This window comes from Saccharothrix syringae (assembly GCF_009498035.1).
Taxonomy (GTDB): Bacteria; Actinomycetota; Actinomycetes; order Mycobacteriales; family Pseudonocardiaceae; genus Actinosynnema; species Actinosynnema syringae.
The window spans coordinates 3,692,459-3,716,177 of record NZ_CP034550.1 but is presented as its reverse complement, the minus strand read 5'-3'; the positions used below and the strand labels follow the sequence as shown (position 1 = coordinate 3,716,177).

The 23,719-nt window shown below is 74.8% G+C and carries 21 protein-coding genes and 2 pseudogenes; 17 read left to right on the top strand and 6 right to left on the bottom strand.

Going from position 1 to position 23,719, the window contains the following annotated elements; genetic code table 11:
• Positions 1 to 94 precede the first annotated feature (94 nt).
• The 7 genes and pseudogenes from EKG83_RS16520 to EKG83_RS49985 form a co-directional block, all read left to right on the top strand.
• Positions 95 to 952 carry a helix-turn-helix transcriptional regulator gene (locus EKG83_RS16520; RefSeq protein WP_033430972.1) on the top strand — a complete coding sequence of 286 codons (858 nt, stop codon included), beginning with the start codon at positions 95 to 97 and terminating at the stop codon, positions 950 to 952.
• Between the two features lie 43 nt (positions 953 to 995).
• Positions 996 to 1,457: a YybH family protein gene (locus tag EKG83_RS16515; protein ID WP_051765689.1), complete on the top strand. Its 462-nt coding sequence runs from the start codon at positions 996 to 998 to the stop codon at positions 1,455 to 1,457.
• Positions 1,458 to 1,534: 77 nt separating this feature from the next.
• Positions 1,535 to 2,023, top strand: coding sequence for a cellulose binding domain-containing protein (locus tag EKG83_RS16510; protein WP_033430973.1), 489 nt, complete (start codon positions 1,535 to 1,537; stop codon positions 2,021 to 2,023).
• Between the two features lie 84 nt (positions 2,024 to 2,107).
• Positions 2,108 to 3,187, top strand: coding sequence for a M20 family metallopeptidase (locus EKG83_RS16505; RefSeq protein ID WP_051765691.1), 1,080 nt, complete (start codon positions 2,108 to 2,110; stop codon positions 3,185 to 3,187).
• A 112-nt stretch (positions 3,188 to 3,299) separates the two neighbouring features.
• A complete protein-coding gene (locus EKG83_RS16500) occupies positions 3,300 to 3,791 on the top strand; it encodes a SigE family RNA polymerase sigma factor (RefSeq protein ID WP_033430975.1) in 492 nt (163 codons plus the stop codon).
• Positions 3,788 to 4,573 (top strand): hypothetical protein, encoded by a 786-nt coding sequence (locus EKG83_RS16495; protein WP_033430976.1) that lies wholly within the window; start codon positions 3,788 to 3,790, stop codon positions 4,571 to 4,573. The genes EKG83_RS16500 and EKG83_RS16495 overlap by 4 nt, the downstream gene beginning before the upstream one ends.
• 98 nt (positions 4,574 to 4,671) lie before the next feature.
• Positions 4,672 to 4,916: pseudogene (locus EKG83_RS49985) on the top strand (hypothetical protein); the annotation flags it as partial.
• On the opposite strand, the gene EKG83_RS16485 reads toward EKG83_RS49985, so the two are convergent.
• The gene (locus EKG83_RS16485) at positions 4,916 to 5,278 is read right to left on the bottom strand and encodes a DUF4406 domain-containing protein (RefSeq protein WP_228122640.1); all 363 of its coding nucleotides are present in this window, start codon (positions 5,276 to 5,278) and stop codon (positions 4,916 to 4,918) included. The pseudogene EKG83_RS49985 and the gene EKG83_RS16485 sit on opposite strands and share 1 nt — an antisense overlap.
• A gap of 49 nt (positions 5,279 to 5,327) precedes the next feature.
• Between EKG83_RS16485 and EKG83_RS16480 the strand changes: the two genes are divergently transcribed.
• Positions 5,328 to 6,074 (top strand): DeoR/GlpR family DNA-binding transcription regulator, encoded by a 747-nt coding sequence (locus tag EKG83_RS16480; RefSeq protein WP_033430977.1) that lies wholly within the window; start codon positions 5,328 to 5,330, stop codon positions 6,072 to 6,074.
• 77 nt (positions 6,075 to 6,151) lie between these two features.
• Here EKG83_RS16480 and EKG83_RS16475 read toward each other — a convergent pair whose 3' ends face one another.
• The 3 genes from EKG83_RS16475 to EKG83_RS16465 all read right to left on the bottom strand — a co-directional run bounded on the left by EKG83_RS16475 (position 6,152) and on the right by EKG83_RS16465 (position 13,136).
• Complete coding sequence (locus EKG83_RS16475; RefSeq protein WP_051765693.1) at positions 6,152 to 11,281, bottom strand: AAA domain-containing protein; 5,130 nt, start codon at positions 11,279 to 11,281, stop codon at positions 6,152 to 6,154.
• A 287-nt stretch (positions 11,282 to 11,568) separates the two neighbouring features.
• Positions 11,569 to 12,636, bottom strand: a complete 1,068-nt coding sequence (locus tag EKG83_RS16470; protein ID WP_033430978.1) for a hypothetical protein — start codon at positions 12,634 to 12,636, stop codon at positions 11,569 to 11,571.
• Positions 12,633 to 13,136 carry a SigE family RNA polymerase sigma factor gene (locus tag EKG83_RS16465; RefSeq protein ID WP_033431059.1) on the bottom strand — a complete coding sequence of 168 codons (504 nt, stop codon included), beginning with the start codon at positions 13,134 to 13,136 and terminating at the stop codon, positions 12,633 to 12,635. Before EKG83_RS16465 ends, EKG83_RS16470 begins: the two co-directional genes overlap by 4 nt.
• 262 nt (positions 13,137 to 13,398) lie before the next feature.
• Here EKG83_RS16465 and EKG83_RS16460 point away from each other — a divergent pair, with 262 nt between their 5' ends.
• The 7 genes from EKG83_RS16460 to EKG83_RS16430 all read left to right on the top strand — a co-directional run bounded on the left by EKG83_RS16460 (position 13,399) and on the right by EKG83_RS16430 (position 20,603).
• Positions 13,399 to 15,048: an EAL domain-containing protein gene (locus EKG83_RS16460; protein WP_033430979.1), complete on the top strand. Its 1,650-nt coding sequence runs from the start codon at positions 13,399 to 13,401 to the stop codon at positions 15,046 to 15,048.
• 79 nt (positions 15,049 to 15,127) lie between these two features.
• The gene (locus EKG83_RS16455) at positions 15,128 to 15,877 is read left to right on the top strand and encodes an SDR family oxidoreductase (RefSeq protein ID WP_033430980.1); all 750 of its coding nucleotides are present in this window, start codon (positions 15,128 to 15,130) and stop codon (positions 15,875 to 15,877) included.
• A gap of 232 nt (positions 15,878 to 16,109) precedes the next feature.
• Complete coding sequence (locus EKG83_RS16450) at positions 16,110 to 16,439, top strand: PadR family transcriptional regulator (protein ID WP_228122639.1); 330 nt, start codon at positions 16,110 to 16,112, stop codon at positions 16,437 to 16,439.
• Between the two features lie 80 nt (positions 16,440 to 16,519).
• The gene (locus EKG83_RS16445) at positions 16,520 to 16,825 is read left to right on the top strand and encodes a hypothetical protein (RefSeq protein WP_033430982.1); all 306 of its coding nucleotides are present in this window, start codon (positions 16,520 to 16,522) and stop codon (positions 16,823 to 16,825) included.
• Positions 16,826 to 17,176: 351 nt separating this feature from the next.
• A complete protein-coding gene (locus tag EKG83_RS16440) occupies positions 17,177 to 19,318 on the top strand; it encodes an ATP-binding protein (RefSeq protein ID WP_051765695.1) in 2,142 nt (713 codons plus the stop codon).
• Positions 19,319 to 19,608: 290 nt separating this feature from the next.
• Positions 19,609 to 20,040 carry a cellulose binding domain-containing protein gene (locus tag EKG83_RS16435; RefSeq protein ID WP_037330469.1) on the top strand — a complete coding sequence of 144 codons (432 nt, stop codon included), beginning with the start codon at positions 19,609 to 19,611 and terminating at the stop codon, positions 20,038 to 20,040.
• 143 nt (positions 20,041 to 20,183) lie between these two features.
• Positions 20,184 to 20,603, top strand: coding sequence for a nuclear transport factor 2 family protein (locus EKG83_RS16430; protein ID WP_033430984.1), 420 nt, complete (start codon positions 20,184 to 20,186; stop codon positions 20,601 to 20,603).
• A gap of 90 nt (positions 20,604 to 20,693) precedes the next feature.
• On the opposite strand, the gene EKG83_RS16425 is transcribed toward EKG83_RS16430, so the two are convergent.
• On the bottom strand, positions 20,694 to 21,128 hold the full coding sequence (locus tag EKG83_RS16425; RefSeq protein WP_170191832.1) for a nuclear transport factor 2 family protein: 435 nt from the start codon (positions 21,126 to 21,128) through the stop codon (positions 20,694 to 20,696).
• A 178-nt stretch (positions 21,129 to 21,306) separates the two neighbouring features.
• Between EKG83_RS16425 and EKG83_RS16420 the strand changes: the two genes are divergently transcribed.
• Positions 21,307 to 22,092, top strand: a complete 786-nt coding sequence (locus EKG83_RS16420; protein ID WP_033430985.1) for an SDR family NAD(P)-dependent oxidoreductase — start codon at positions 21,307 to 21,309, stop codon at positions 22,090 to 22,092.
• A 31-nt stretch (positions 22,093 to 22,123) separates the two neighbouring features.
• The gene (locus EKG83_RS16415; protein ID WP_033430986.1) at positions 22,124 to 22,669 is read left to right on the top strand and encodes an acetyl-CoA carboxylase biotin carboxyl carrier protein; all 546 of its coding nucleotides are present in this window, start codon (positions 22,124 to 22,126) and stop codon (positions 22,667 to 22,669) included.
• Between the two features lie 159 nt (positions 22,670 to 22,828).
• Here EKG83_RS16415 and EKG83_RS16410 read toward each other — a convergent pair.
• A pseudogene (locus EKG83_RS16410) lies at positions 22,829 to 23,500 on the bottom strand (AfsR/SARP family transcriptional regulator); the annotation flags it as partial.
• Between the last annotated feature and the right edge of the window lie 219 nt (positions 23,501 to 23,719).

Here is a 23,719-nt window from a genome sequence, read left to right as displayed (position 1 = left end):
ATCGTGTCCGGCCCGCCGGGGACCGACCAGGGCGGCGTTATCCGGGGTGTGGCACGTCCAGGCAACCGACCACGCGCGCGCTTACCGTCGTGGTGTGGACGGTGGCAACCCGCTGGGCGAATTCCTCCGCGCCCGACGAGAGACGACGGACCCGGCCCGCGCCGGGCTGCCCCGGTCGGGCCGGCGCCGGACGCCGGGCCTGCGGCGGGAGGAGGTCGCCCAGCTGTCCGGGGTCAGCACGGACTACTACGCCCGGCTGGAACAGGGGCGGGAGCAGCGCCCCTCCGCGCAGGTGGTGCACGCCCTGGCCCGCGCCCTCGGGCTGGACCCCGAGGAGGCGGCGCACCTGCACCGGTTGGCCCGCACGGCCCACGGCCCCGTGCGGCGGGGCGGCACGCGGGTCGACCCGGGCCTGCTGCGCCTGGTGGACGGCTGGCTGCACACGCCCGCGCTGGTCCTCGACCGCCGGCTGGACGTGCTGGCCGGCAACCGCCTCGGGCGCGCCCTGTTCGCCGCGATGCTGGACCGGGGCGAGACCAACCTGGTCCGGTTCACCTTCCTGCACCCGACCGCCCGGGACCTCTACCCCGACTGGGAGCGGGTGGCCCGGTCCGGGCTCGCGGCCCTGCGCGCCAACAGCGGTGACCTGGTCGACGACCCCCGGCTCACCGACCTGGTCGGCGAGCTGTCCCCGAAGAGCCGGGAGTTCCGCGAGCTGTGGGCGCGGCACGACGTGCGGGGCAAGGCCCACGAGGCCAAGTCCTTCACCCACCACCAGGTCGGCGCGCTGACCCTGACCTACGACTCGTTCACCGTCGACAGCGCGACGGACCAGCAGCTCGTCGTGTACCAGGCGGAGCCGGGCAGCACCTCCGAGCAGGCCCTCGCGCTGCTGGGCACGGTGGCCGCCGACCTGCCCGCCTCGCCGGTCGTGCCCGCCGGGAGGGTGTGACGCACCCTCCCGGGGCGCCGCGCGCGGCCCTAGCGTCGAAGCCGTGAACGACGAACAACTGATCGCGGACCTGCACCACCGGTGGGTGTTCGGCTGGGAGCGCGACGAGGGCGACGCACCGTTCGACTTCCAGCGCACCTTCGGCGGGTTCTACGACTCCGACTCCCCCGACGTCCGCCTCTACGACGACTTCGACCCCGAGCAGCGGGTGGCGACGACCGCCGCCGGGTACGGCGCGATCTGGGAGCCCGCGTTCCGCGGGATGGTCTCCGCGCACCACGCCGTGGACGACGGTCCGCACGTCATCGCCTGCCACGACCTGGCCGCCTCCACCCTGGTGTTCGTGGCGCGGGTCACCACGCCGGACGGCGCCACGGACATCCGCACCACGACCTCGCTGGTCTGGCGCCGCACCCCGGGCGGCTGGCGGATCGTCCGCGAGCACAACTCGTCCCGGGTCCTCCCCGCGGGAGCCCTCGACGACGTGCTGCCGGATCGGCGCTGAGGGCCCCCGGCGAAGTGGTGCACCACGAGAGAGCGGGTAGTGGCCCTGGGGTGCGCCGCCCTCCCGCACGACGATCGGTGCGGGAGCGGGACACCCCGGCACGGCCCGGGTTCCGGCCCCACCACGCCGAAGAACCCGCCCTGGAGGAGAACATGCAGCTCAAGCGCGCCCTGTCCGCCCTCCTGCCCGCCGTGGCCGGCGTGCTCGCCCTGACCACCGGCGCCGACGCCGCCCCGGCCCCCGCGCAGGCCGACTGCCACTTCGACTACACCGCCGCCAACTTCGCCGGCGGCTTCTCGGCCACGCTGACCGTGACGAACACCGGCCCGGACCCGGCGAACGGCTGGTGGGTCGAGTTCGACCTGCCCACCGGCGTCCTCATCCAGACCACCTCGGGCGGCCGGTTCCTCACCCGCAGCGGCCACATCCACGTCACCGCCCCCGACTGGCTCCCGAACCTGGCCGTCGGCCGACGCGCCAACATCGTGTTCAACGGGAGCAACGCCACCCCGACCGGCGTCACCGTCTCCGGCGTCACCCTCAAGGACGTCCCCTGCACGGCCTGACCCCGGACGGGCCGGGGGCGCCGCACCGCGGGCTATCGTCGCACCGTGGTCACGCACCAGGCCGTTCCGGTTTCCGTCGACGCGATGCTCGACGACCTCAGGACCCTCGTCGAGGTCGAGTCCCCCTCGGGTGACCCGGTCGCGTTGGCGGCGTCGGCCGCCGCGGTCGTCGGTGTCCTCGAAAGGCGCCTCGGCGGCCGGGCCGCGCTCGTCGAGGGGCCGGCGGGCCCGCACGTCCACTGGTCGGGTGGCGGCGAGCCGCGGGTGCTGGTCCTCGGGCACCACGACACGGTGTTCCCGCTCGGCACCCTGGCGCGCCGCCCGTTCGCGGTCGAGGACGGGCGGGTGACCGGCCCCGGCGTCTTCGACATGCTCGGCGGCCTGGTGCAGGCGGTCCACGGCCTGGCCGCGCTGGACGACCTGACCGGGGTCGAGGTCCTGGTGACCTGCGACGAGGAGAACGGCTCCCCCACCTCGCGGGCCCTCGTCGAGGAGCGCGCGCTGGCGTGCGGGGCGGTGCTGGTGTGCGAGGGCGCGGCCGACGGCGGTGGGCTGAAGACCGGCCGCAAGGGGTGCGGCACGTTCGAGGTGCTGATCACCGGCCGGGCCTCGCACGCCGGTCTGGAACCCGAAGCCGGGGTCAACGCCCTGGTCGAAGCCGCCCACCAGGTGCTCCGGATCGAGGCGCTGAGCCGTCCCGGGGCGGGCACCACGGTCACCCCGACCGTCGCGGCGGCCGGCACGCAGGGCAACGTCGTGCCCGCGCGGGCCTCGGTCGTGGTCGACGTCCGGGTCGAGACGATCGCGGAGCAGGACCGGGTCGAAGCCGCGTTCGCGGCCCTGACCCCGCACGTCGAGGGCGCCGGGATCGAGGTGCGGGGCGGCGTGGGCCGGCCACCGATGCCCGAGTCCGCCACGGCGGGGCTGTTCGCGATCGCGAGCCGGCTGCTGCCCGGCGTGGCGGGCGTGGCGGTCGGGGGCGGCAGCGACGGCAACTTCACGGCCGCGCTGGGCGTGCCGACCCTGGACGGCCTCGGCGCCGTCGGCGGCGGCGCGCACGCCGACCACGAGTACCTGCTGGTGGGCAGCATGGTCGAACGGGCGGACCTGGTGACCGGCCTGGTGACCGCGATCCGGGGTGCCCGAGCGGTGCGCCCGGCCTGATCGACCGGCCGTTGGCGACGTTCTCGGCAGCCGTGGCGGGACCCGGATGCAACGAAAGGGGTCACTCCCGCATTAGGGGTGCGGAATCGAGGTCGACGATCGGGAGTGGCCGATGGAGTTTGCCGAGTACGTGGCAAGGCAGCGTCCCGCGCTGATGCGGTTCGCCACGGTCCTGACCTGCCGGACGTGGCTGGCCGAGGACCTGGTGAGCGACGTGCTGGGCCGGGCGTTCGAGCACTGGGAGCGGATCTCGGGGATGGCCGAGCCGAACGCCTACGTGCGGCGGATGGTCGTCAACGAGTACCTGTCCTGGCGCAGGAGGCTGACCCGCACGTCCCCGCGCGCCGAGGTCGGGCCGGTGGTGGTCTCCGACGGCGCGGACGAGCGGGCCGAGCGGGACGCGATGATCCGCCGCCTCGCCGGCCTGCCCCGGAAGCAGCGCGCGGCCGTGGTCCTGCGCTACTACGCGGGGCTGTCCGACAAGGAGATCGCCGCGCAGCTGGGGTGCCGGGAACCGACCGTGCGCAGCCAGGTCCACCGGGCGCTCAACGCCCTGCGCATCGACCTCACCGCCGGCGTCCCCGACTTCCAGGAGACCTCATGAGTGACCTGCGAACCCTCCACGATGCCTTCGCCGAGCTGGAGCGGCGCGCCGACGCCGCGGCCGTGAGCACGGCCCCGGTCGCGCGGCCGCGCCGGACCGGGCGGCTGGTACCCGTCGCGGCCACCGTCGTCGCGGTGGCGGGCCTGGTCGCGGGTGCGGTGTGGCTGGTGCCGGGCGACCCCGGCACGCACGCCGCCGACCCGCAGGCCACCTCGTCGACCGCACCGCCCACGACCGCGACGCGCAGCCCGGTCCCCGCCTCGCCGGACGACCTGATCGCCCGGTTCAGGGCGGTGCTCGGCAGCACCGCGACGTTCGAGGCGACCACGAAGATCACCGTGCCGGGGGCTTCCCCGTCGAACAACCCGCAACCGGAGACGGTCACGGTCTTGACACCGCAGCCGGGGGACCCGGACAGCAGTGCGCTGATCGGCGGGACCCTGACCTCCGCGGGCGTGACCGGGAGCTTCTCCCTGACGATCCACCCCGGCGGTGCCGAGCCCACCGAGTGGTGCCGCCTTTCCCGCACGCAGGACTGCGATGTCAGCACGCTGCCCGACGGCTCCCGGCTGGCGACCGGGACCGCGCGGCCGGATGCCGGCGCGGTGTCGTACCTGGCGTGCCTCGAGCGGCCCGACGGGACGACGGTCCTCCTGCACGTCGGCAACCAGGAGGACCCCATGGGCGCTGTGGTCAACTCGCCCGGCGGTGAGATCTACGCGCCGCAACCGCCGCTGACCCTCGACCAGATGAAGGCGATCGTCACCTCCGACGAGTGGTGACGAGGTTCGCGGTGGCCGGCCACCGGTCGTGCCCCGGATGAGCGAGTCCGAGGGGTAGGCGCCTGGAGACGTGGGGCGAGGGTGTCGATGTACGGGTTGTGACGACCGACGTGGACACCCTCGCGACCGCACTCTGCGTCAGGACCGGCGACCTGCTGAAGGACGCGCCGCACCTGGCGCCGTGGCGCCCGGAGGTCGGTCTCCAGCCCCTGTTGACCGACGCGGAGCTGGTCACCCTGGCCGGGTGGGGGCCGAGTGCGGCTACCGCGCCTCCCACTCCCGATGGTTCCGGGGTCTGCGGCTGCACCTGGTCCGCACCCCCGGTGGGCTGCCGGTCGCCTTCTAGGCCGGTCGGTAACCGGGGATGTCCTCGACCCGGTGGTACACCGGCAGGCCGCGTTCCTCCGCGATCCGCACGTCCTGGTCGGCCCCGGTGGACCGACCCGGCAGGCGGAGCACCGCGTCGCAGTGCTCCAGCAGGCGTTGCGCGGTGGGGTACATGATCCCCTCGGCGACCGGGTCGGTCGGTCCCGTGCCGCCCGCGCCGCGCAGCACGGGCAGCGCGATCCACTCCCCGATCACGGGCACGTGCCCGCTGCGGAAGACCGGCCACGCCGCCTCCTCCAGCCGGGCCAGGTTGCGGGCCATCAGTTCCGGGTCGTCCCCGGTGCCCGAGCGGTAGGGGCCGGCGATCAGGATCATCATGGCGTCGACCATACTGTGCAAGAGTCGGAAGAAACAAGGAGGAACGTGCATGCTGGCCGCTCAACGCCGTGACCTGCTGCTCGAACGCCTGCGCACGGACGGCCGGATCATCGCCAAGGACCTGGCCGCCGAGCTGGGCATGTCCGAGGACAGCATCCGCCGCGACCTGCGCGAACTGGCGGCGGCGGGCCTGTGCCAGCGCGTGTACGGCGGTGCGCTGCCGGCGTCGCCCGCGATCGTCGACTACGCCGCGCGGCAGGACGTCTCGGTGACCGGCAAGCAGCGGGTGGCGGCCGCCGCGGCCAGGCTGGTCGAACCGGGCAGCACCACGATCCTCGACGGCGGCACCACCGCGCTGGCCGTCGTCCGCGCGCTGCCCGTCGACCTGCGGGCCACCGTCGTGACGCACAGCCCGACCGTGGCGAGCGCGCTGGCCGACCACCGGGACGTGGAGGTCTACCTGATCGGCGGACGCCTGTTCAAGCACTCGATGGTCGCCTGCGGCGCCGCCGCCGCGGAAGCCGCGCGCGCCGTGCACGCCGACCTCTTCCTCCTCGGCGTGACCGGCGTCCACCCCGAGGCGGGGCTGACCACCGGCGACGCCGACGAGGCCGCGATGAAGCGCGCCCTGGCCCACCAGGCCGCCGACACCTACGTGCTGGCGAGTTCGGAGAAGATCGGCGCGGCCTCCCGGTTCGCCGTGCTGCCGCCGGCCGAGGTCGCCGGGGTGATCACCGACGCGGGCGAGGACGACCCGACGGTGCGGGCGCTGGAGGTGCCGGTCATCCACGCCTGACGACAGCCCTCACGCCCGGTCCCCGGGATCGGTCACCACCCCCGGGCGGTCACGCCCGGGGGTGGTGAGCCGTGCCGTCAGGACATGAGGGCGCGGACGGCGGCGAAGCGGTTCTTGACGTTGTCGGTGAGCCGCTTCAGGCCGAGCAGTTCCAGCACGGCGCGCTGCAACGCCTCCCCGCCGGGGTTCCCGTCCCGCTCGGCGACGTGGTCGAGCAGCGCGGCCAGCTCCGCCGGGGGCACCTCGTCCAGGGAGCGCGGTCCCAGGTGGCGCATCCGGACCTCCGGTTGGCCGGGCAGCCGGTACGTGCGCGGTTTGACGCCGCCCTCGCCGAGCGGGTCGTCCTCGACGAGCCGTCCCTCGCGCACCGCCTGGGCGATCGCCTTGTTCAGCTCGCCCGCGACCAGCTTGGTGACCCTGATGGCACCCGAAGCCCGGACGTAGGCGGTGTGCAGCCGCCCGCCCAGCACCGGTCCCTCCGCCTCGACGATGCGCACCAGGCCGTCGAGCAGGTCCCGCCGCGATGCCTCGGCGACCTGGACCACGGTTCCGGTGAACTGCGCGTACGCGGCGAGCACGGACTCCGCCGGTCCCCCGGCCGCGGCGGGTGCCGGCACCGCGACCGGCTCGACCGCGACCGGTGCGCGCACGAACCGCTCCGGAACGACCGGCTCGGCGATGACCGGCTCAACGACAACCGGCTCGACGACAACCGGCCCGGGTTCGACCGCCACCCGCGGGAGAGGTGCCGCGGCCACCGGTTCGTCCCCCTCGGACGTCCACCCCGACGGGTGGACGTCCAGCTCGTGCAACGCCTCCCACAACCGGGCCAGCACCGCCGGCCGGTCGGCGTAGAACTCCGACTCGCGGATGCGGAAGAACCGCCACCCGCACCGCTCCAGGTCGCGCTGCCGGGCCAGGTCGCGCTCGTACGCCTCGGGCCCGTGCCAGGCGTCACCGTCGCACTCGACCGCCAGCCTGGCCCGGGCGCCCACGACCACCAGGTCGATCCGGTAGCCCTCGGCCGGGAACTGGGGGACGACGCTGTAGCCGCGGTCGACGAGCCGGTTGAACACCCGCTGCTCGAACAGCGAGTCGAACGGCTCCACCCGCCGGTCCTCGGGCACGACCGAACGCCCCGCCCCGTCCACGCCGTCCGCGCGCCCGGCCACCGCGTAGCAGTAGTCCAGCAGCTGGAACCGCATGTCCTCGGGGTTGCCGAGGTCGGACAGGCGCAGCGAGTGGAACACCCACATCTGGTCCTTGGCCCGCGACGCGGCGACGTTGAAGCGCTGGACGTACAGGTCCTGGGTCAGCGAGCCGATCCGCTTGCCGGGCTCCGCGGCCTTGACCATCGACAGGAACACCACGTCGCGCTCGGAGCCCTGGAAGTCCGCCGAGTCGCCGCACCGCAGGTCGCGCGCCTTCCACTCCTCCGGCGGGATGCGCTCCAGCAGCCGCTTCTCGATCCGCTTCGCCTGGGCGCGGCCGAGCAGCGAGACGACGCCGAACGTCATCCCGTCGTACCGCGGGTCGGCGATGCACTTCTCGACCTGGTCGACGACGGCGTCCGCCTCGACCGGGTTGACCTTGTCGGTCACGCCGCGCTCGTAGCCGTCGGCGAGGAACACCGGCTTGACCGGTTCCAGGCGGTCCGCGCCGTACTGGCGCACGGGCACCAGCCGGATGCCGTCGGGCTCGTAGGCGATCCGGTTGGAGAAGCCGATGATCTCGGGCACGCAGCGCCGGTGCTCGACGAGCGTGGTCATGCCCTCGAAGCGCATCTTCGCCTCGTCGAACAGGCTCCGCTTGGGGTCCTGCCACGACGCCCGGTACGGGTCGTCCCACAGGTACTGCTCGGCGAGGTCGCGCAACTGCTGCTGGTCGGTGCCCACGGCCGTGGGCGAGACCTGCTTGTCGTCGCCGATGACCACGATCTTGGGCGCGAGGTACTGCAGGAACGTCGCCTCCAGGCCCGCCTGGGACGCCTCGTCGACGACCACGACGTCGAACATGTCCGGCCGGACGCGGAACTGCTCGGCGATCCGGTAGACGGGCATGATCCACACCGGCACGGCCGGGCGGCAGCGGTCCATGGCCGCCTTGATGTCGGCCCGGCGCTGGTGGGCGTAGGCGCCGGTGCCCTTGCCGAGCAGCTTGACCAGCTGGGCGTACTGGAGCAGGTCGGCGCGGGCCTTGCCGGACAGCCGCTCCGGCGACACCGCGTGCCCCCACGCCCGCTCGGCGGCCAGCCGCTCGACCCGGCCGCGCACCTGCTCCTCGACGTGCAGCACCTCGGCCTGGAGGGCGTTGACGTCCTCGGTGCCGCGCCCGAGCACCCACGCCCGGGCCACCGCCCACGCCCACGCCGCGTCCCAGTCGGCCAGCCGCTCCGCCCAGGCGGGGTCGCGCGGGTCCGCCGACACCGCCTCGTGCACACCCGGCAGCAGCCGGGCGAGGGCCGCCGCGATCCCGTCCCGGCGGCGCACCAGCCCGACGACCTCGGCCAGCCGCACCAGCCGGTGGTGCGCGACCGCGTAGGTCTCGTGGTCGCGCTCCTCGGCGGCCCGCTCCAGGTGCTTCACGCACGGCGCGGCGTCCGCCCACCGCGCCACCTCGGCGGCGGTCCGCACGACCTCCAGCAGCGGCACGGTGGCGGCGGTGCGCGCGTCCGAGGCGGCGGCGGCGTCGACGAGCCGGGCGTAGGTCTGGACGGCGTCGAGGTCGGTCCAGTTCGGGCGCGGCAGGCCGAGCCCGGCCAGGCCGCGCTCCTCCGTTTCGAGGGCTTCGCCGAGCGCCAGCACGCGGCGCAGCTGCGCCAGTTCGGTCACGTGCCACTGGAGCCGTTCGCTCAGCGTGTCCTCGGCGGGGATGCGCACGGAGTCGGGCCACGCCCGGTCCAGCGCGTCCAGCGCCCTGGTGGCCTCGGCCCACACCAGGAACGCGTCGAGCTGGTCGGCGGTGGTGGGCGGGAGGCCGTTGACCCGCACCGCCTGGAACAGGGGCTGGGCCTGCTTGACGGCCCTGGGGGCGAACGCACCGGTCCTGGGCGAGCCGTCCGGGTTGGTCTTGAGCTTGCCGCCGTCGCCGACGTGCGCGCGGAGCACCCCGGCCAGGGCCACGAGCGCGCCCGTGTCGGCGGTGCCGACGCGCACCTCGGTGAGCGGGCCGAGCCGGTCGACGAGGGGGCTGACGCGCCCGACGAGCTGGGCGACCTGGTTGCCGCGCGACCGCCAGTGGTTCGCGCGACCGGCGAGCACGTCGGACAGCGCGTCGTCCATCCACTCCTCGCGCCGCCGCGACAGGTCCTCGGCCTCCCGCGCGAACCCGTTGAGCCGCTGCCGCAGCACGGTCCGGGTGCGCTGGTCGAGGCGGCGGACGGCGTCGAACGCGGTGTGCCGCGTGAGGCTGCCGTGCCCCTCCTCGGCCGCGATGGCCTGCCGCTCCGCGGTCACCAGCGCGAAGAACTCCTCGGGGGTCGGCACGTCGGCGGGCGGGAGCAGCTTGAGCCGCGACTCGGGCTCGTCGGCGTTCAGGGCGTCGTCCAGGACGGCCCGGTGCCACTCGACGATGTCGCGCGCCGGGACCGGCGACGGGCCGACACCGTTCACGGCGACCAGGTCGGCCACCCAGCCGAACCGCTCCCGCTCCGCCTCCACGCGCCGCGCGATGGCGGCGAGGGTGCCGCGGTAGTCGCCGACCTCGTGCCCGGCCACCTCCTCGCCCCGCGCGTCGAGCAGGCGCCGGTACAGGCCGGCCCGACGCCGGCGGAGGTCTTCGATCGCGACGAGGTGGTCTTCGACGGCCCGGCGCGCGGCCTCCGCGTCGTACTCGCCGGCCACGTGGCTGATCCGCTCCACGGCGACCTTGAGGTCCGCGAGGTCCGAGCGCGAGGAGCCGACGACCGAGACGGCCAGCGGCGCGATGGCCTCGGGCAGCTTCGCCCGCACCTCCTTCAGGGCGCGGTCGGTCTGCGCGGTGACGAGCACCCGCTTGCCCTGCGCGAGCAGGTGGGACAGCAGCGCGGCGACGGTGTGGGTCTTGCCCGTCCCGGGCGGACCCTGGACGAGGGTCTGGGCCTTGGCGTCGACCTGGGTGAGCACGCGCAGCTGGCGGTCGTTGACCGGCAGCGGCAGGAAGGGGTCCGCGTCGAGCTCGACCAGGGCGCCGGGCTCGGGCGAGCGCTCCGCGACCGGCCGGTGGTCCGGGTCGACGAGCGGGAGCAGCCCGTCCGGGACGCCCCCGGACTCCTCGATCTGCCCGGCGACCGAGTCGAGGATGTCGACGATCCCCTGCCGGGAACGCCTGCGCAGGACGAGGGCGGGGGCGAACGCGGCCACGGCGTGCGCGCCGGGCTTCTGCGGGTCGTCCTCGTCGAGGTAGGCGGCGTCGCCGTCGAGGGCGTGCACCAGCCGGCGCAGGACGCCGCCCACCACCTCGCGGTCCAGGACGGCGGCGGTGGCCTCGCGGGCCTCGTCCCTGATCTGCGCGACGTGCTGCGGGTTGGCCACGCGGCCGGGGTCGAGCATGTCCAGCTCGACGGTCAAGCCGTCCGCGGCCTCGGTCTGCCGGAGCGCCAGCCGCCCGGTGCCGTCGTCGAAGTGGACCACGGCGGGCACGGTGACGAGGTGCCGCCGGACGACGTGGTGGCCGGGCGGCGCCCACGACAGGCAGCCGACGCCGACCACGAGCTCCAGTTCCTCGGCGTGCCCGGCCGCGGTCACGTAGGCCGAGAACAGCTCGTTGTAGACGTCCCGCGCCGGCTGGTCGGTCCGCTCGCGCTCGGCCCACGCCGACCAGCGGGCCTCCCACTCGACGTGGGCGTCGCGGACCTCCGGCACGTCGTCGAGCGCGGTGCGCCGCTCCCCCTCGCCGATCGACTCCCGCAGGCGCGGCGGCGTGCCCGGGTCGTCCCACCCGCCGTCCAGCCAGGGCTTCAGCTCGGCTCCGGGCTCGGGCGGCTCCTGGTGCGCGACCCGCTCGACCGCGAGCAGGGCGGCGCCGGGCTCGGGGGCGTCCTCGCGGTGCGCGGCCCGGATGGCGGGGTGCTCGGGCAGCTGCGCGAACCACAGCACCGAGTCGTAGCTGTCGGTGGTGCGGGGCGGGTTCGACTTGAGCTGTTGACCCCGCGCCAGGAACCGGAAGAGCCGTACCGCCCGATCGACCCTCTTGTCCCGCGGATCCGGCGCAGCGTCGTTGTCCGCCACAACCGCCCCCCCTTCCTCACCACCGAACAGACCACCGTGCTCATCGCCCGGGAGGCGCAGGGCGATACGGCCGACACCACACCGTTACGAACCCGGACCGCAAAAGTGCGGAGATCATCTCCGTCGGCGGGCGCGGCGGTCCCCCGTGCCGAGCCGCGGCCGAGGACGCCGAACGCCCCGCCGCCTCAGGGCGACGGGGCGTTCTCCGCCGGCGGGTCACCACCCGGCGGGCCGGTCCACAGAGGACGGGACCGGCCGGCGAGGACTCCGGCCGGTCCCGTCCCCGCTCAGCCGGGCAGGACGAGCCGGTCGGCGAGGTCGCGCAGCTCGGCCGGCGGCACGCGGCCGGCGAGGTGGACCGGGGCGCCGTCGACCGCGTCGAGGACCCACAGCCGGTGGTAGCCGCCCTCGTCGGCGTAGCGCGTCTCACGGCCCTGCACGGGCTCGCCCGGGGTGCCGGTCACCGTCTCCGGGTCGGCGGTGCCGACGGTGATCGGCGGCATGGTGGCGCAGGTGCCCAGCGAGTAGCTGGTGCTCTGGCCCGGCCGCGACGAGGGCGACCGCCCGACGTTGAAGGCGCACACCCGCAGGTCGCCCGGCAGGTCGCGCAACCCGAACGCCGGGGTGACGGTCGTCGTGCCCGGGAAGCCGATCTCCCGCGCGACCCGCCGGCCGACCTCGACCAACTGCTCCGCGGGCACCGTGCCGCCGGGCTCGTTGGCCACGTTCACGTACACCGACCCGCCGTCGGGGTGCGCCACGTACAGCTCGTAGCCGCCCGGACCGCCGGGGTTCGCGCTCTCGACGGCGCGCTGCCCGTTGACGGTGACGGGACGGCCCGGCCCGGACTTGAACGCCGCCTCGTCCACCGAGACCATCCGGAACTGCTGGACGTCGATGAGGAGGACCTGCCCGCCGGCCGTGACGGTGAGCATGTACTCACCGCCGTACAGCGGTGTGTCCGGTGCTTCCGCGGCGCTCCCGATGTTGATGCGCCTCGCCAGGTAGTCGACCGAACCCGGCGGCAGCCAGCCGAGGGAGAAGGGCATCGCCAGGTCGGGGACGACCGGCCCGGCCGGTGCGCTGCTCGCCGGGGCGGTGGTCCGGACCTGGTCGGCGGGCGCGGCGACCCCGTCCGCGGGACCGGGCCGGTTCAGCACCGCGACGGTGCCCGCGGCGAGGGTCAGCGCGGCCACCCCGGCGGCGACCGCGAGCGGTCGGTTCAGCGCGGTGCGCCTCCGGTCGATGCGGGCCCGCGCGGCGGCGAACACCTCGTCACCGTCGGGCGCCACGTGCTCGTGCGCGGTGAGCGCGTCCCTGACCAGCTTCTCGACGTTCGTCGGCTCCCCGTTCATCGGCTCCCCCCGGTCTCGGCCAGGTGATCCACGGCAATGTCCTTTCGCAATGTCGTCAGCGCCCGGTGGGCGTGGGCGCGCACGGTGGCGCGGGCACAGCCGAGCAGGTCGGCGATCTCGGAGTCGTCCCACTGCTCGTAGTACCGCAGGACCAGCACGGCCCGCTGGCGCCGCGGCAACCGCGCCAGCCGCTGCCACATGTCCTCGCGCAACGCGTGGTCGGTGGCGAAGTCGTCCGGCCGTGCCCCGTCCGGGACGTCACCGACGGCGATCAGGCGCGCCGCCCTGCTGCGCCGCCAGGACAGGTAGCCGTTGGTGACCATCCGGACCACGTAGCGCTCCGGGTTGTCCGCGCTGCTGATCCGGGACCACCTGCGGTGGAGCTTGACCAGCACGTCCTGCACCAGATCACCGGCCAGCTCGCGCTCGCCGGTGAGCATCGTCGCGTAGCGCAGCAGTCTCGGCAGCAGCGCCCGGACGAAGTTCTCGTAGTCAGCCATCACCACTGAGGACTCCGCCCGGGGACGATCTGTTTACCCCGCGGTGGGGATCCGCCGGATCGGGAACGCGCGCGGGAGGCGGCCGGCGCCGCGAAAGCGGTCGCGTCCCGGTGGCCGGTGGCGTGCCACGGGACCGCGTGGTTGAGCCGGTCGAGTGAATCCTCCTCCTTCGTCCGGGTCGCCGCCCATCCTGTTGTGCGGGGTCGGTGGTACGCACCTAGGTTCGGCTGCGCTGATCGTCGGCCGGACCGGAGCGAGACCCATGCGCGACAACACCCGCCTGCACGAGGCACCCGACCCCGGCGCGAACGACGGGACGGGTGCCGTCCGGGCCTTCTTCGACCGCACGTCGCTGGGCTTCGCCGTCCTCGACCCGGGCGGTGCCGTGCTCGACGCGAACGCCGCCCTGGGCGACCTGACCGGTCGGCCGGTGGAGGCCCTGACCGGGGTGCACGTGACCGAGGTGTTCGCCGCCGACGGCGACCTGGGCGCCGGGCGCCTGCGGGTGGAGGCGCGGGTGGCGTCGCCGGACGGCGACGGCGCGGCCGTGGTGCTCGACGTGGCGCCGTTGGGCGGCGGTCGGCGGGCCGTCGTGGTGGTGGACGCCGGGGAGACCACGGCGCTGCGCGGCGCGCTGATCCGGCAGAGCCTCAACGACCTCGTCACCGGGCTGCCCAACCGGGTCCAGTTCCTGCGCTGGTTGGAGCGCTGCCCCGACGTGGCCGGCCTGGTGCACCTCGACGTCGACGGCTTCCACGTGGTCAACGAGGCGCTCGGGCACGACGCGGGCGACCGGCTGCTGAGGTCGCTGGCCGCGCGGCTGCTGGAGATCTGCGCGCCCCGCGGCCGGGTCGCCCGCACCGGCCACGACGAGTTCACCGTGCTCGTGGACGACCCGGCCGACACCCTCGTCCTGGTGGGGATCGTGGAGGAGGTGGACGCCTCGCTGGCCGAGCCCGTCTACCTGGACGGCGTGGGCGTCGGCGTGGCGATCAGCGCCGGCATCAGCGTGCAGCGGACCCGGGGCCGCACCGCCGCGGACCTGATGCGCACCGCCGAGGTGGCGGCGCGCTGGAGCAGGCAGGACGGCCGCGCCCGCTGGACGCTCTACGACCACCGGCGCGACGCCGGGGAGCGGCGGCGCTTCACCCTGGCCGCCTCGGTCGCGGGCGCCCTGGAGAACGGCGAGGTCGACACCCGCTACACGCCCCTGTTCTCCCTGCCGGACCGGGACGTGGTCGGGCTGGAGGCGGTGCTGCGCTGGGACCACCCCGAGCGCGGGCCGCTGCCGCAGCAGAACGTCCTGGAGTCGGCGGTGGCGACCGGGAACGCGGTCCGCCTCGGGCGCAAGGTGCTGGCCGACGCCTGCGCGCACGCGGGCCGGTGGCGGGCGGAGTTCGGCGACCGCACGCCGCCGGTGGCCGTGCGGCTCACCGCGCACCAGTGCCGCGAGCCCGAGCTGGTCGCCACCGTCCGCCGCCACCTGGCCGACGCGGACCTGCCCGCCGACCGGCTGTGGCTGATCGTCGAGGACGACGTGCTGCTGTCGCTGGACGCCGACCAGGCCGACGAACTGGACGTGCTGGCCGCCGACGGGGTGTCGGTCCTGCGCGAGCAGCACGGGGGCGGTCGCTTCGACGCCCTCGGCGTGCCGGTCAGCGGCCTCAAGGTGGACGGCTCCGTCGTCCACGGGCTCGACGACACCGCCGACCCGCTCGTCCGCTCGGCGGTCACCGGCATGCTGTCCTGGGCGGTGCGCAACCTCGACGGCGGCCTGTTCGCGCAGGACGTCCGCACCGAGGCCGAGGCCCTGGAGCTGACCCGCCTGGGCATCACCGCGGCCCAGGGGCCCTACTTCGGCGACCCGCTCGACGCCGAGGGCGTGCGCGCCCTGCTGCACCGCACGACCTGACCGGAACCGCTGCGCCCCGATCCACGCGTTCGCCCCACCGGGGGACCGCCGTTCACCCGGCCGTGCTCGAATTCACCCCATGACTCACGACTTGACCGGCCGCACCGCCGTGGTGACGGGTGCCGCCAGCGGGATCGGCGCCGAGACCGCCCTCGTCCTGGCCCGCTCGGGCGCCCGGGTCGCCCTGCTGGCGCGGCGGGAGGAGCGGATCTCCGACCTGGCCGGGAGGATCACCGCCGAGGGCGGCCGGGCGCTGGCCGTGCCGGCCGACGTGACCGCCGACCTGTCCGGGGCGGTCGACGCGGTGCACGCCGGACTGGGCCGGGTGGACCTGGTGGTGAACAACGCGGGCGTGCTGGTGCAGGGCGCCTTCGCCGAGGGCGACCCGCGCGACTGGGACCGCATGGTCGACACCAACCTCAAGGGCGTGCTGAACGCGACCCGCGCGTTCACCGCCGACCTGGTCGCCGCGGGCGCCGACGGCGTCGCCGACCTGGTGAACATCTCCTCCGCGGGCGCGCACTCGGTGTACCCCGGCTTCGGCGTCTACACCGCCACCAAGGCCGCCGTGTCGCACCTGTCCGCCGGGTTGCGCGCCGAGCTGGGGCCGCTGGGCGTGCGGGTGACGACGGTCGAGCCCGGCCTGGTCGCCACGGAAATGCTCAGCGAGTACACCGGCAACCCGGACGTGCCCGCCGAGGCGCTGGCCGCCCACGTGCCGTGCCTGGTGCCGGCCGACGTGGCCGACCTGGTCGCCTACGCGGCCAGCCGCCCCGAGCACGTCAACCTCAAGCAGCTGGTCGTCATGTCGACCCGGCAGCCGGGCTGACCGGCCCCCGCCGAACCGGTGCGACGGCGCCCGACCGACGGGCGCCGCGGCCCGGGTCCGCGGTGGGCGCGTGCCCGTTCCACCGCTGCCGGCACGCCGAAGGCGGGCCCGCTCCCCGCGGAACCACCACCGGGACGAGTGCGGCGACCGGACCCGGTCGTGCCACAACCGCCGACCGGAAGCTCCTCTACCTAGATAGCGATCACAAGTCTAGCTAGGTAGAGTGAGCGTCATGGCCGGCCCACGGATGACACCACAGACGATCGCGGTGCTGCGCGTGCTGCTGGAGGACCCGGCGACACCGCGCTACGGGCTCGACATCGCCCGCCGGAGCGGGCTGAAGACCGGCACCCTGCACCCGATCCTGAACCGCCTCCAGCGGGCCGGGCTGATCACGAGCTCCTGGGAAGACCCCGCGGACCACGAGGACCAGGGCAGACCCCGGCGCCGTTACTACCGGTTCACCGACAGCGGAGCCGCCCACGCCTACCGGGCCGTCATGCGGGCCGAGGCCACGACCACCGACGGCCTTCCGACGTTGCGTTCCCAACCAGGACACTAGCCGGAGTCGCGACCATGTCATGCAACGCGCGACGAGACAGCCGCGAAAGGCCCGCCGCCGCTGCCGTCAACGCCGCCTTCGTGGGCAAGGGCACCGTGGTCGCCGCCGGCGGTGTTGCCGCGGTCGCCGCCTCGGTCGTGGTCCAGTCGCGCTCGCGCGGCGCGGAGGGTGTCGCGGCCCGCATCGTCACGGGCGCGAGCCGCCTGCTGCCCGCCGACGCCGAGGAGGAGTACCGGGAGGAGTGGGCGGCCTGGATGCTGGACCTGCGCGCCGACGGAACGCCCCCGGTCCACCGGTGGGTCGAACTGCTCAGCATCGTCCTGATCGCCGCACCCAGGCTCGCGATCACCCTGCGACTGGCCGCGCGCCGGGCGGTGGACCGGTGAGGCCACCCGGACCGGCCGGGCGCCCGGGAGCGGCCGGTGGCACCGGCGTCGTGGCGATCGCGGCCCGACCGCCCACAACGCCTCGCCCCGCTGCCCACCACGCGGCGCCACGGCACGACCCCGCCCCGCCGCACGACCGGCGAGCCGCCGACCGCGGGCTGATTCCCGCGGCCAAGCGCGCGTCGCGGGCGCCGCGAACCCCGTCCGCGCGGGTGACGGGGCCCGCGGGTCGTCCACCGCGAGCCGGACGCGGGCGGGACGCCGTCCGCCGCGGATCACGTCGGCCCGTGCCGCTGCGCGGGCCGGGCATTCGCCCCGTCCCGGCCGCGCGGCCGGGAGAGGTGGTCGGTCGTGGGTGACGCCTTACCCGGCAACGGTGTGGTCGGCGGGGTCTTCGGCGCGGTGGTCCAGGCCCATTCGATCGCCGGCGACGTGCGGGTGCACCAGCCCCCTCCCCCGGTCATCGCCCCGCACCAGCTGCCACCCGCGAGGACCGGTTTCGCGGGGCGGGTGACGCACCTGGCCGCGCTCGACTCGGTGCCCGCGCAGGGCCACGCCGTCGGGATCTCGGTCATCGACGGCATGGCCGGGGTCGGCAAGTCGTCGCTGGTGGTGCAGTGGGCGCACCGCAGCGCCGAGCGGTTCCCCGACGGGCAGCTCTACGTGGACCTGCGCGGGTTCGACGCGGTGGGCGTCCCGGTGCAACCCGGTGAGGCGATCCGGGGGTTCCTCGACGCGCTGGGCGTGCCCGGCGCGGTCTGGCCCGTCGACCTCGACCGGCAGGTCGCCCTGTACCGCAGCCTGATGGCCGGGCGCCGGGTGCTGATCGTGCTGGACAACGCGCGCGACAGCAGGCAGGTGGAGCCCCTGCTGCCGGGCAGCCCGAGCTGCCGGGTGGTGGTCACCAGCCGTTACCGGTTGGACAACCTGGTCGCCCGGTACGGGGCCCACACGGTGACGTTGACCGTGCTCACCGAGGACGAGTCGCGCGAGCTGCTGACCGCGACGGTGGGTGCCGGGCGCATCGCCGCGGACCGGGGAGCCGTCGACGAACTGGTGCGCCTGTGCGACCACCTGCCGTTGGCGCTGTCCCTGGTCGCGGCCCGCCTGGTCGGTGAACCGCACCTGTCGCCGAGCGCGCTCGCCGCGGAGCTGCGCGACCGGCGCGACCGCCTCGACGCGCTGGACAGCGGCGAACCCGGGCTGGCGGTGAAAGCGGTGTTCTCGTGGTCCTACGACGCGCTCAGCGCACCGGCGGCGGCCCTGTTCCGGTTGATCGGCCTGCACCCGGGTCCCGACCTGTCCCCGGTCGCGCTGGCCTCCCTGCTCGGCGTCGACGTCGACCGGGCGCGAGACCTGACCCGCGAGCTGACGCGCGCGCACCTGGTGGAGCCGAACCGGCTCGGCCGGTACCGCGTGCACGACCTGCTGCGCATCTACGCCCGCGAGCGGTGTGACGCCCAGGAGCCCGCCGAGGTCCGCGAGGCCGCCGCGCACCGGCTGTTCGACCACTACCTGCACACCGCCACCACCGCGGACGGCCACATCGGCCCGCCGTGGGAGCCGCTCCCCGCCACGCCGCCGCGAGCCGGGGTGACCGTGCCGGACATCGGCACCCGGCAGCAGGCGCTGGCGTGGTTCACCGACGAGCACGCCGTGCTGGTCGCCGTGGTCGCGCAGAGCGCCGCCGCGGGCGCCGACCGGCACACCTGCCGACTGGCCCGCGCCATGGCCACCTACCTCGACCGGCGCGGGCACTGGCAGGACTTCGCCGACACCGCCCACCGGGCGCTCGACGCGGCGCTGCGGTGGGGCGACCCGCCCTCGCTCGCGATGGCCCACCGGCTCCTGGCGCGGGCGCTGATCCGGCGGAAGCGGCTCGCCCCGGCGCGCGAGCACCTGGCGCACGCCCTGCGCCTGTTCGACCAGCTCGACGACGACCACGGGCGTGCCCACACCCGCTACGCGCTGGGCTACCTCGGCGTCCTCGTCCGCGACCGCGCGCAGGCGCTGGACGACACGCACGCGGCGCTGGCCCTGGCCGCCCGGGGCGGCTACCGCAATTGGCAGGCCAAGGCGCTGAACAACATCGGCTGGTGCCACCTGGAGTTCGACGAGCACCACGAGGCCCTGCCCCACTGCCTGGAGGCGCTGCGCCTGTTCGAGGCGCTGGGCACCGACCCCGACGGCCACGCCCACGTCCTGGAGTGCCTGGGCCGCGCCCACGCGGGCACCGGGCGGCCCGAGCTGGCGCTGGAGCACTACCGGCGGGCGCTGGCGCTGTGCGAGCAGCGGGGCAACCACTTCACCCAGGTCACCACGCTCCGCCACATGGCCGCCGCCTACCAGGCACTCGGCCGGGGCACCGAGGCGCGTGCCACCCTGCACCGCGCGCTCACCATGCTGCGGCACCTGGATTCCCAGGACGTCGCGGCGGTGCGGGACCAACTGGCCGCCCTCCCGCCCGACCCGGCCCGGCCGGCCACCGGGTGACCGGCCCACCGTCGAGGGCACCGGCACCGGCACCGAGGAGGAACGACTGATCGCGGACCCGCCACACCCGGTGGGTGTTCGGCTGGGAGCACAAAGGCTTCGCCCCCGGCGACGACGTGCTGCCGCACCGGCGCCGGAGGTCCCCGGCGAAGTGGTGCACCGGGAGAGAAGGCGTAGTGGTACTGGGGTCCGCCGCCGTCCCGCACGAGGATCAGGGCGGGAGCCGGGGCGCCCTGGGTTCCGCCCCCGCCACGCCGGATGCCCTCCCACCCTTCACCCGGAGGAGAACCATGCAGCTCAAGCGCGCCCTGTCCGCCGTCCTGCCCACCGTGGCCGGCGTGCTCGCCCTGACCACCACCGCCACCGCCGCGCCGGCCCCGGACACCGGGTTCGCCGCGGCGCGGACGAGCTGCGACTTCGACTACCGGGCCGGCAACTCCCTGGGGAGCTACTCCGCCGCGCTGAAGGTGACCAACACCGGCTCGACCTCGTTCCACCACTGGCAGGTCGAGTTCGACCTGTCCCCCGGCGCCACCATCGGCACCCTCTCCGGCGGCACGTTCGTCGGCTTCCGGGGCCACATCCGCGTCCTGGGCCCCGAGTGGCTCTCACCCCTGGCTCCGGGCGGGTCCGCCAACTTCACGTTCAGCGGGCCCAACACCGCTTCCACCGGCGTCACCGTCTCCGGCGTCACCCTCAACGGCGTCCCCTGCACCGCCTGACCGCGGCGGAGCCCGGCCGGGGTGCTGCGGACCGGGGAACAGGACCACGCGCTCCACCGCGTCGCCGGCGGGACGGCTTCGATCGAGCTTCGAGCCGGGCGCGCCACCGTCACGGGCGAACCCCGTCGCACGGAAGGGCCGACATGACGACCACCCAGTCCCGCAACGACCTCTACCTGGAGGTCCAGCAGTACTACGCGCGCCAGACGCACATGCTCGACGCGCCCGACCTGGAGGGCTACTCGAACACCTTCACCGAGGACGCCGAGTTCGTCCACAGCGCGGGCCGGCCCCCGGCGCGCACCAGGGCGGGCATCCTCGCCGACCTGGTGGACTTCCACCGGCGGTTCGAGGAGGACCCGATGAAGCGCAGGCACCACTTCAGCATGATCGACCTGGTGCCCCTGGCGGACGGCAGCATCCGGTCCACCTTCTACGCGCTGGTCGTGATCACCCGCCCCGGGCAGGGGCCGGAACTGCGGGCCAGCTGCGTCGTGCGGGACGTGCTGGTGCGGGAGGACGGCGAGCTGCGCAACCGGTCCCGGGTCGTGGAAATCGACTGACCGCGGGAGCCCGCCGGGCACGCCGGTCGGCGGCACGCCGGTCGCCGCGCACCAGTCCGCCGCGCACCGGCGTGCCCGCGCCGGCGTTCCCTACATCAGCGTCCCGGGATCGGTCTCCTCGGTGACCGCCTGCCCGACGTCCCACTTCTCGGCCAGCTTGCCGTCCGCGACGCGCCAGATGTCGACCGTCGCGGCCACGGGCGCGCCCTCGTCGAAGCGGACCAGGCCGTAGGTCCACACGAGGTCGCCCTCGGCGACCGCGCGCCGGATCTCCAGGGAGAACCCGGGGAACCGGTCGCTGACCTGCTCCCGGAAGCTGTCCACCGTGCGGGCGGGACCGATGCCCGCGCCGTGGTGGTGGTTGTGGAAGTCGTCGGCCAGCAGCGTCGCCGCCCGCGCGAAGTCCTTGGCGTTGTAGAAGGTCTCGCAGAAGTCGGCCACCAGCTCCTTGTTCGCCGCGAGCCGGTCCGCGTCCGCCCTCGCCTGGCCGACGCCGTCGCCGACGCCGTCGCCACCGTTGGTCACCACTTCGCCTCCCGAGTCGTGCCGCACCGTCGGCGGCCACGGCGATGGTGGCACGGCGGGCTCGAAGCCGGGTCCAACCCGGCGGACGACTCCGAGGACCCTTCGACCCGGCTTCGAGGTCGGGTCCCCAGCCTGGTGGGGACCGACGCTGACGGAGACGACCCTGAACGGGGGAACCATGGTGAACGGCACCGAGCGGGTCGCGCTCGTGACCGGCGCGACGAGCGGCATGGGCCTGGAGATCGCGAAGAGCCTGGCCGAGGACGGCCTCCGCGTCTTCCTCTGCTCCCGCCGGGAGGACGCGGTGGCGCAGACGGTGAAGGACCTGCGGCACCGGGGCCTGGAGGTCGACGGCACCGCCTGCGACGTGCGCTCGCCCGCGCAGGTGGACCGGCTGGTGCGGGCGGCGGTGGAGCGGTACGGCCCCATCGACGTCCTGGTCAACAACGCGGGGCGGCCCGGCGGCGGCGAGACCGCCGCGATCGACGACGACCTGTGGTACGACGTGATCGACACCAACCTCAACAGCGTCTTCCTGGTGACCAAGCGCGTGCTCGACATCGGCGGCATGGGCGCCGCCGGCAGCGGCCGGATCATCAACATCGCCTCCACCGGCGGGAAGCAGGGCGTGGTGCACGCCGCGCCGTACTCGGCGTCCAAGCACGGCGTGGTCGGCTTCTCCAAGGCCCTCGGCCTGGAGCTGGCCAGGACCGGCATCACCGTCAACGCCGTGTGCCCCGGGTTCGTCGAGACGCCGATGGCCGAGCGGGTGCGCGAGCACTACGCGGGCATCTGGGGCGTCGACGAGGCCGAGGCCCACTCCCGCATCACCACCCGCGTGCCGATCGGCCGCTACGTCGAGCCGCACGAGGTGGCGGCGATGGTCCGGTACCTGGTCGGCCCCGGCGCCGCCGCCGTGACCGCCCAGGCCCTCAACGTGTGCGGCGGCCTGGGCAACTACTGAGCCCGATCCCACCGTCAGGGAGGCACCACGCATGGACCACGACACCCGGCGGACGGCCCAGCTCGCCGTGCACCGCGACCCGTCCCCGGCCGGGGACACCCAGCACACCCTCGACCTGGTGCGAGACAGCGCGCTGCGGCTGCTGGAGGGCTTCGCCCAGCCGCCGAGCGCACTGCGCGTCGCCGCGCACGGGGTGACGATCGAGGCCGAGTGGGAGGGGACCCGCGCCGCGCCGCACGCCGACGCGCCGCCGGTCGCGGCCACCGCCCCGGCCCCGGCCGCGAACGGGGGCGTGACCGCGAACGGCCACGCCCCCGCGGTGCCGGCGGCCGACGCGCGGCCGCGGCTCACCTCACCGGCCGTCGGCGTCCTCTACCTGGCCCCCGAACCCGGCGCCGAGCCGTTCGTCTCGGTCGGTGACGCGGTGGCGCCGGGGACGCAGGTGGCCATCATCGAGGTGATGAAGCTGATGATCCCGGTCGAGGCGGCCCACGGGGGCCGCGTCGCCGAGGTCTGCCGCGGCGACGGCGAGCCGGTCGAGTACGACGACCCCCTCTTCGTCCTCGACCCGCTGTAGCGGCCGGTGGAGGCGCCGGAGGACCCCGTTCCCGCCCGTTGCCCGGCGGGGGCGGGGTTCACCGGCCTCGGCGCGCGACCCCGGTGACGCGGCCCGGGCGGCGACGCCCGCCCGCCCGGGTGCCTCGTCGCCGTCCGCGCCCAGCGCGAGCAGTTCGACCTGGAGCCGCTGGATCTCCGGCGCGGGTTTGACACCGAGTTCGGAGTCCAGCACCCGCCACAGGTCCCGGTACGCCTGCAACGCCTCCGCCCGCCGCCCGCACTGGTGCAGCGCGTCGATCAGGTGGCCGTGGAAGCGCTCGTTGAGCGGGTAGGTGGCCACGAGCAGCCGCAGCTCCGGGATCAGCTCCTGGTACCAGCCGAGCCTGCGATCCGCCTCGACGCGCAGGTGGATGGCGCTCAGCCGCAGCTCGTCGAGGTAGGCGACGTGCCCGTCGAGCGCGGCCCTGGTGTCGATCCCGGCGAAGGCCGGCCCCCGCCACAGGGCCAGGGCCTCGCGCAACTCCGCCGCCGCGGCCTCCGGCCGGTCCTCGGCCAGGGCCAGGCGCCCGCTGGTGACCAGCCGCTCGAACACGCGGGCGTCGATGTCCGCGCGGTCGGCCTCGATCGCGTACCCCGCCGGCCTGGTCACCAGCGGGCACTCCTCGCCGGGCAGCAGGAGCTTGCCCACGAACATCTGCCGCAGGTGGTAGATGTAGGTCTGCAGGGTGCCCAGGGCGCTGCGCGGTGGGTGCTCCCCCCACAGCTCGGCGATCAGGTGGTCCACGCTCACCGTGTCCGGGCTGTGCGCCAGCAGCAGCGCCAGGAGCTGCCCGGTCTTCGAGGTGTTCATGCCGAACCACCGGCCGTCCGTGGTGACCACGGCCAACTGACCTAACACATGGAACTCCATGACGATTACCCCCATATGGATCTCCGTGGCACATCGACTGCACGCGCAGGAGCCGCCGGATTCCCCGTTCTACTTTGAACGCGATTTCCCCAAGCGTTCGTCGATCTTCTTCGCGTTCTCCCCCGTTAGCGAGGCTACCTGCGGAACATCTGCACCTCA

Bases quoted from the DNA above. Each gene is read 5' to 3' on its own strand.
- EKG83_RS16500 (WP_033430975.1), top strand. From the start codon at position 3,300: ATGGAGTTTGCCGAGTACGTGGCAAGGCAGCGTCCCGCGCTGATGCGG.
- EKG83_RS16415 (WP_033430986.1), top strand. From the start codon at position 22,124: ATGGACCACGACACCCGGCGGACGGCCCAGCTCGCCGTGCACCGCGAC.
- EKG83_RS16430 (WP_033430984.1), top strand. From the start codon at position 20,184: ATGACGACCACCCAGTCCCGCAACGACCTCTACCTGGAGGTCCAGCAG.
- EKG83_RS16505 (WP_051765691.1), top strand. From the start codon at position 2,108: ATGCTCGACGACCTCAGGACCCTCGTCGAGGTCGAGTCCCCCTCGGGT.
- EKG83_RS16460 (WP_033430979.1), top strand. From the start codon at position 13,399: ATGCGCGACAACACCCGCCTGCACGAGGCACCCGACCCCGGCGCGAAC.
- EKG83_RS16455 (WP_033430980.1), top strand. From the start codon at position 15,128: ATGACTCACGACTTGACCGGCCGCACCGCCGTGGTGACGGGTGCCGCC.
- EKG83_RS16435 (WP_037330469.1), top strand. From the start codon at position 19,609: ATGCAGCTCAAGCGCGCCCTGTCCGCCGTCCTGCCCACCGTGGCCGGC.
- EKG83_RS16495 (WP_033430976.1), top strand. From the start codon at position 3,788: ATGAGTGACCTGCGAACCCTCCACGATGCCTTCGCCGAGCTGGAGCGG.
- EKG83_RS16420 (WP_033430985.1), top strand. From the start codon at position 21,307: ATGGTGAACGGCACCGAGCGGGTCGCGCTCGTGACCGGCGCGACGAGC.
- EKG83_RS16485 (WP_228122640.1), bottom strand. From the start codon at position 5,278: ATGATGATCCTGATCGCCGGCCCCTACCGCTCGGGCACCGGGGACGAC.
- EKG83_RS16470 (WP_033430978.1), bottom strand. From the start codon at position 12,636: ATGAACGGGGAGCCGACGAACGTCGAGAAGCTGGTCAGGGACGCGCTC.
- EKG83_RS16480 (WP_033430977.1), top strand. From the start codon at position 5,328: ATGCTGGCCGCTCAACGCCGTGACCTGCTGCTCGAACGCCTGCGCACG.
- EKG83_RS16465 (WP_033431059.1), bottom strand. From the start codon at position 13,136: ATGGCTGACTACGAGAACTTCGTCCGGGCGCTGCTGCCGAGACTGCTG.
- EKG83_RS16450 (WP_228122639.1), top strand. From the start codon at position 16,110: ATGGCCGGCCCACGGATGACACCACAGACGATCGCGGTGCTGCGCGTG.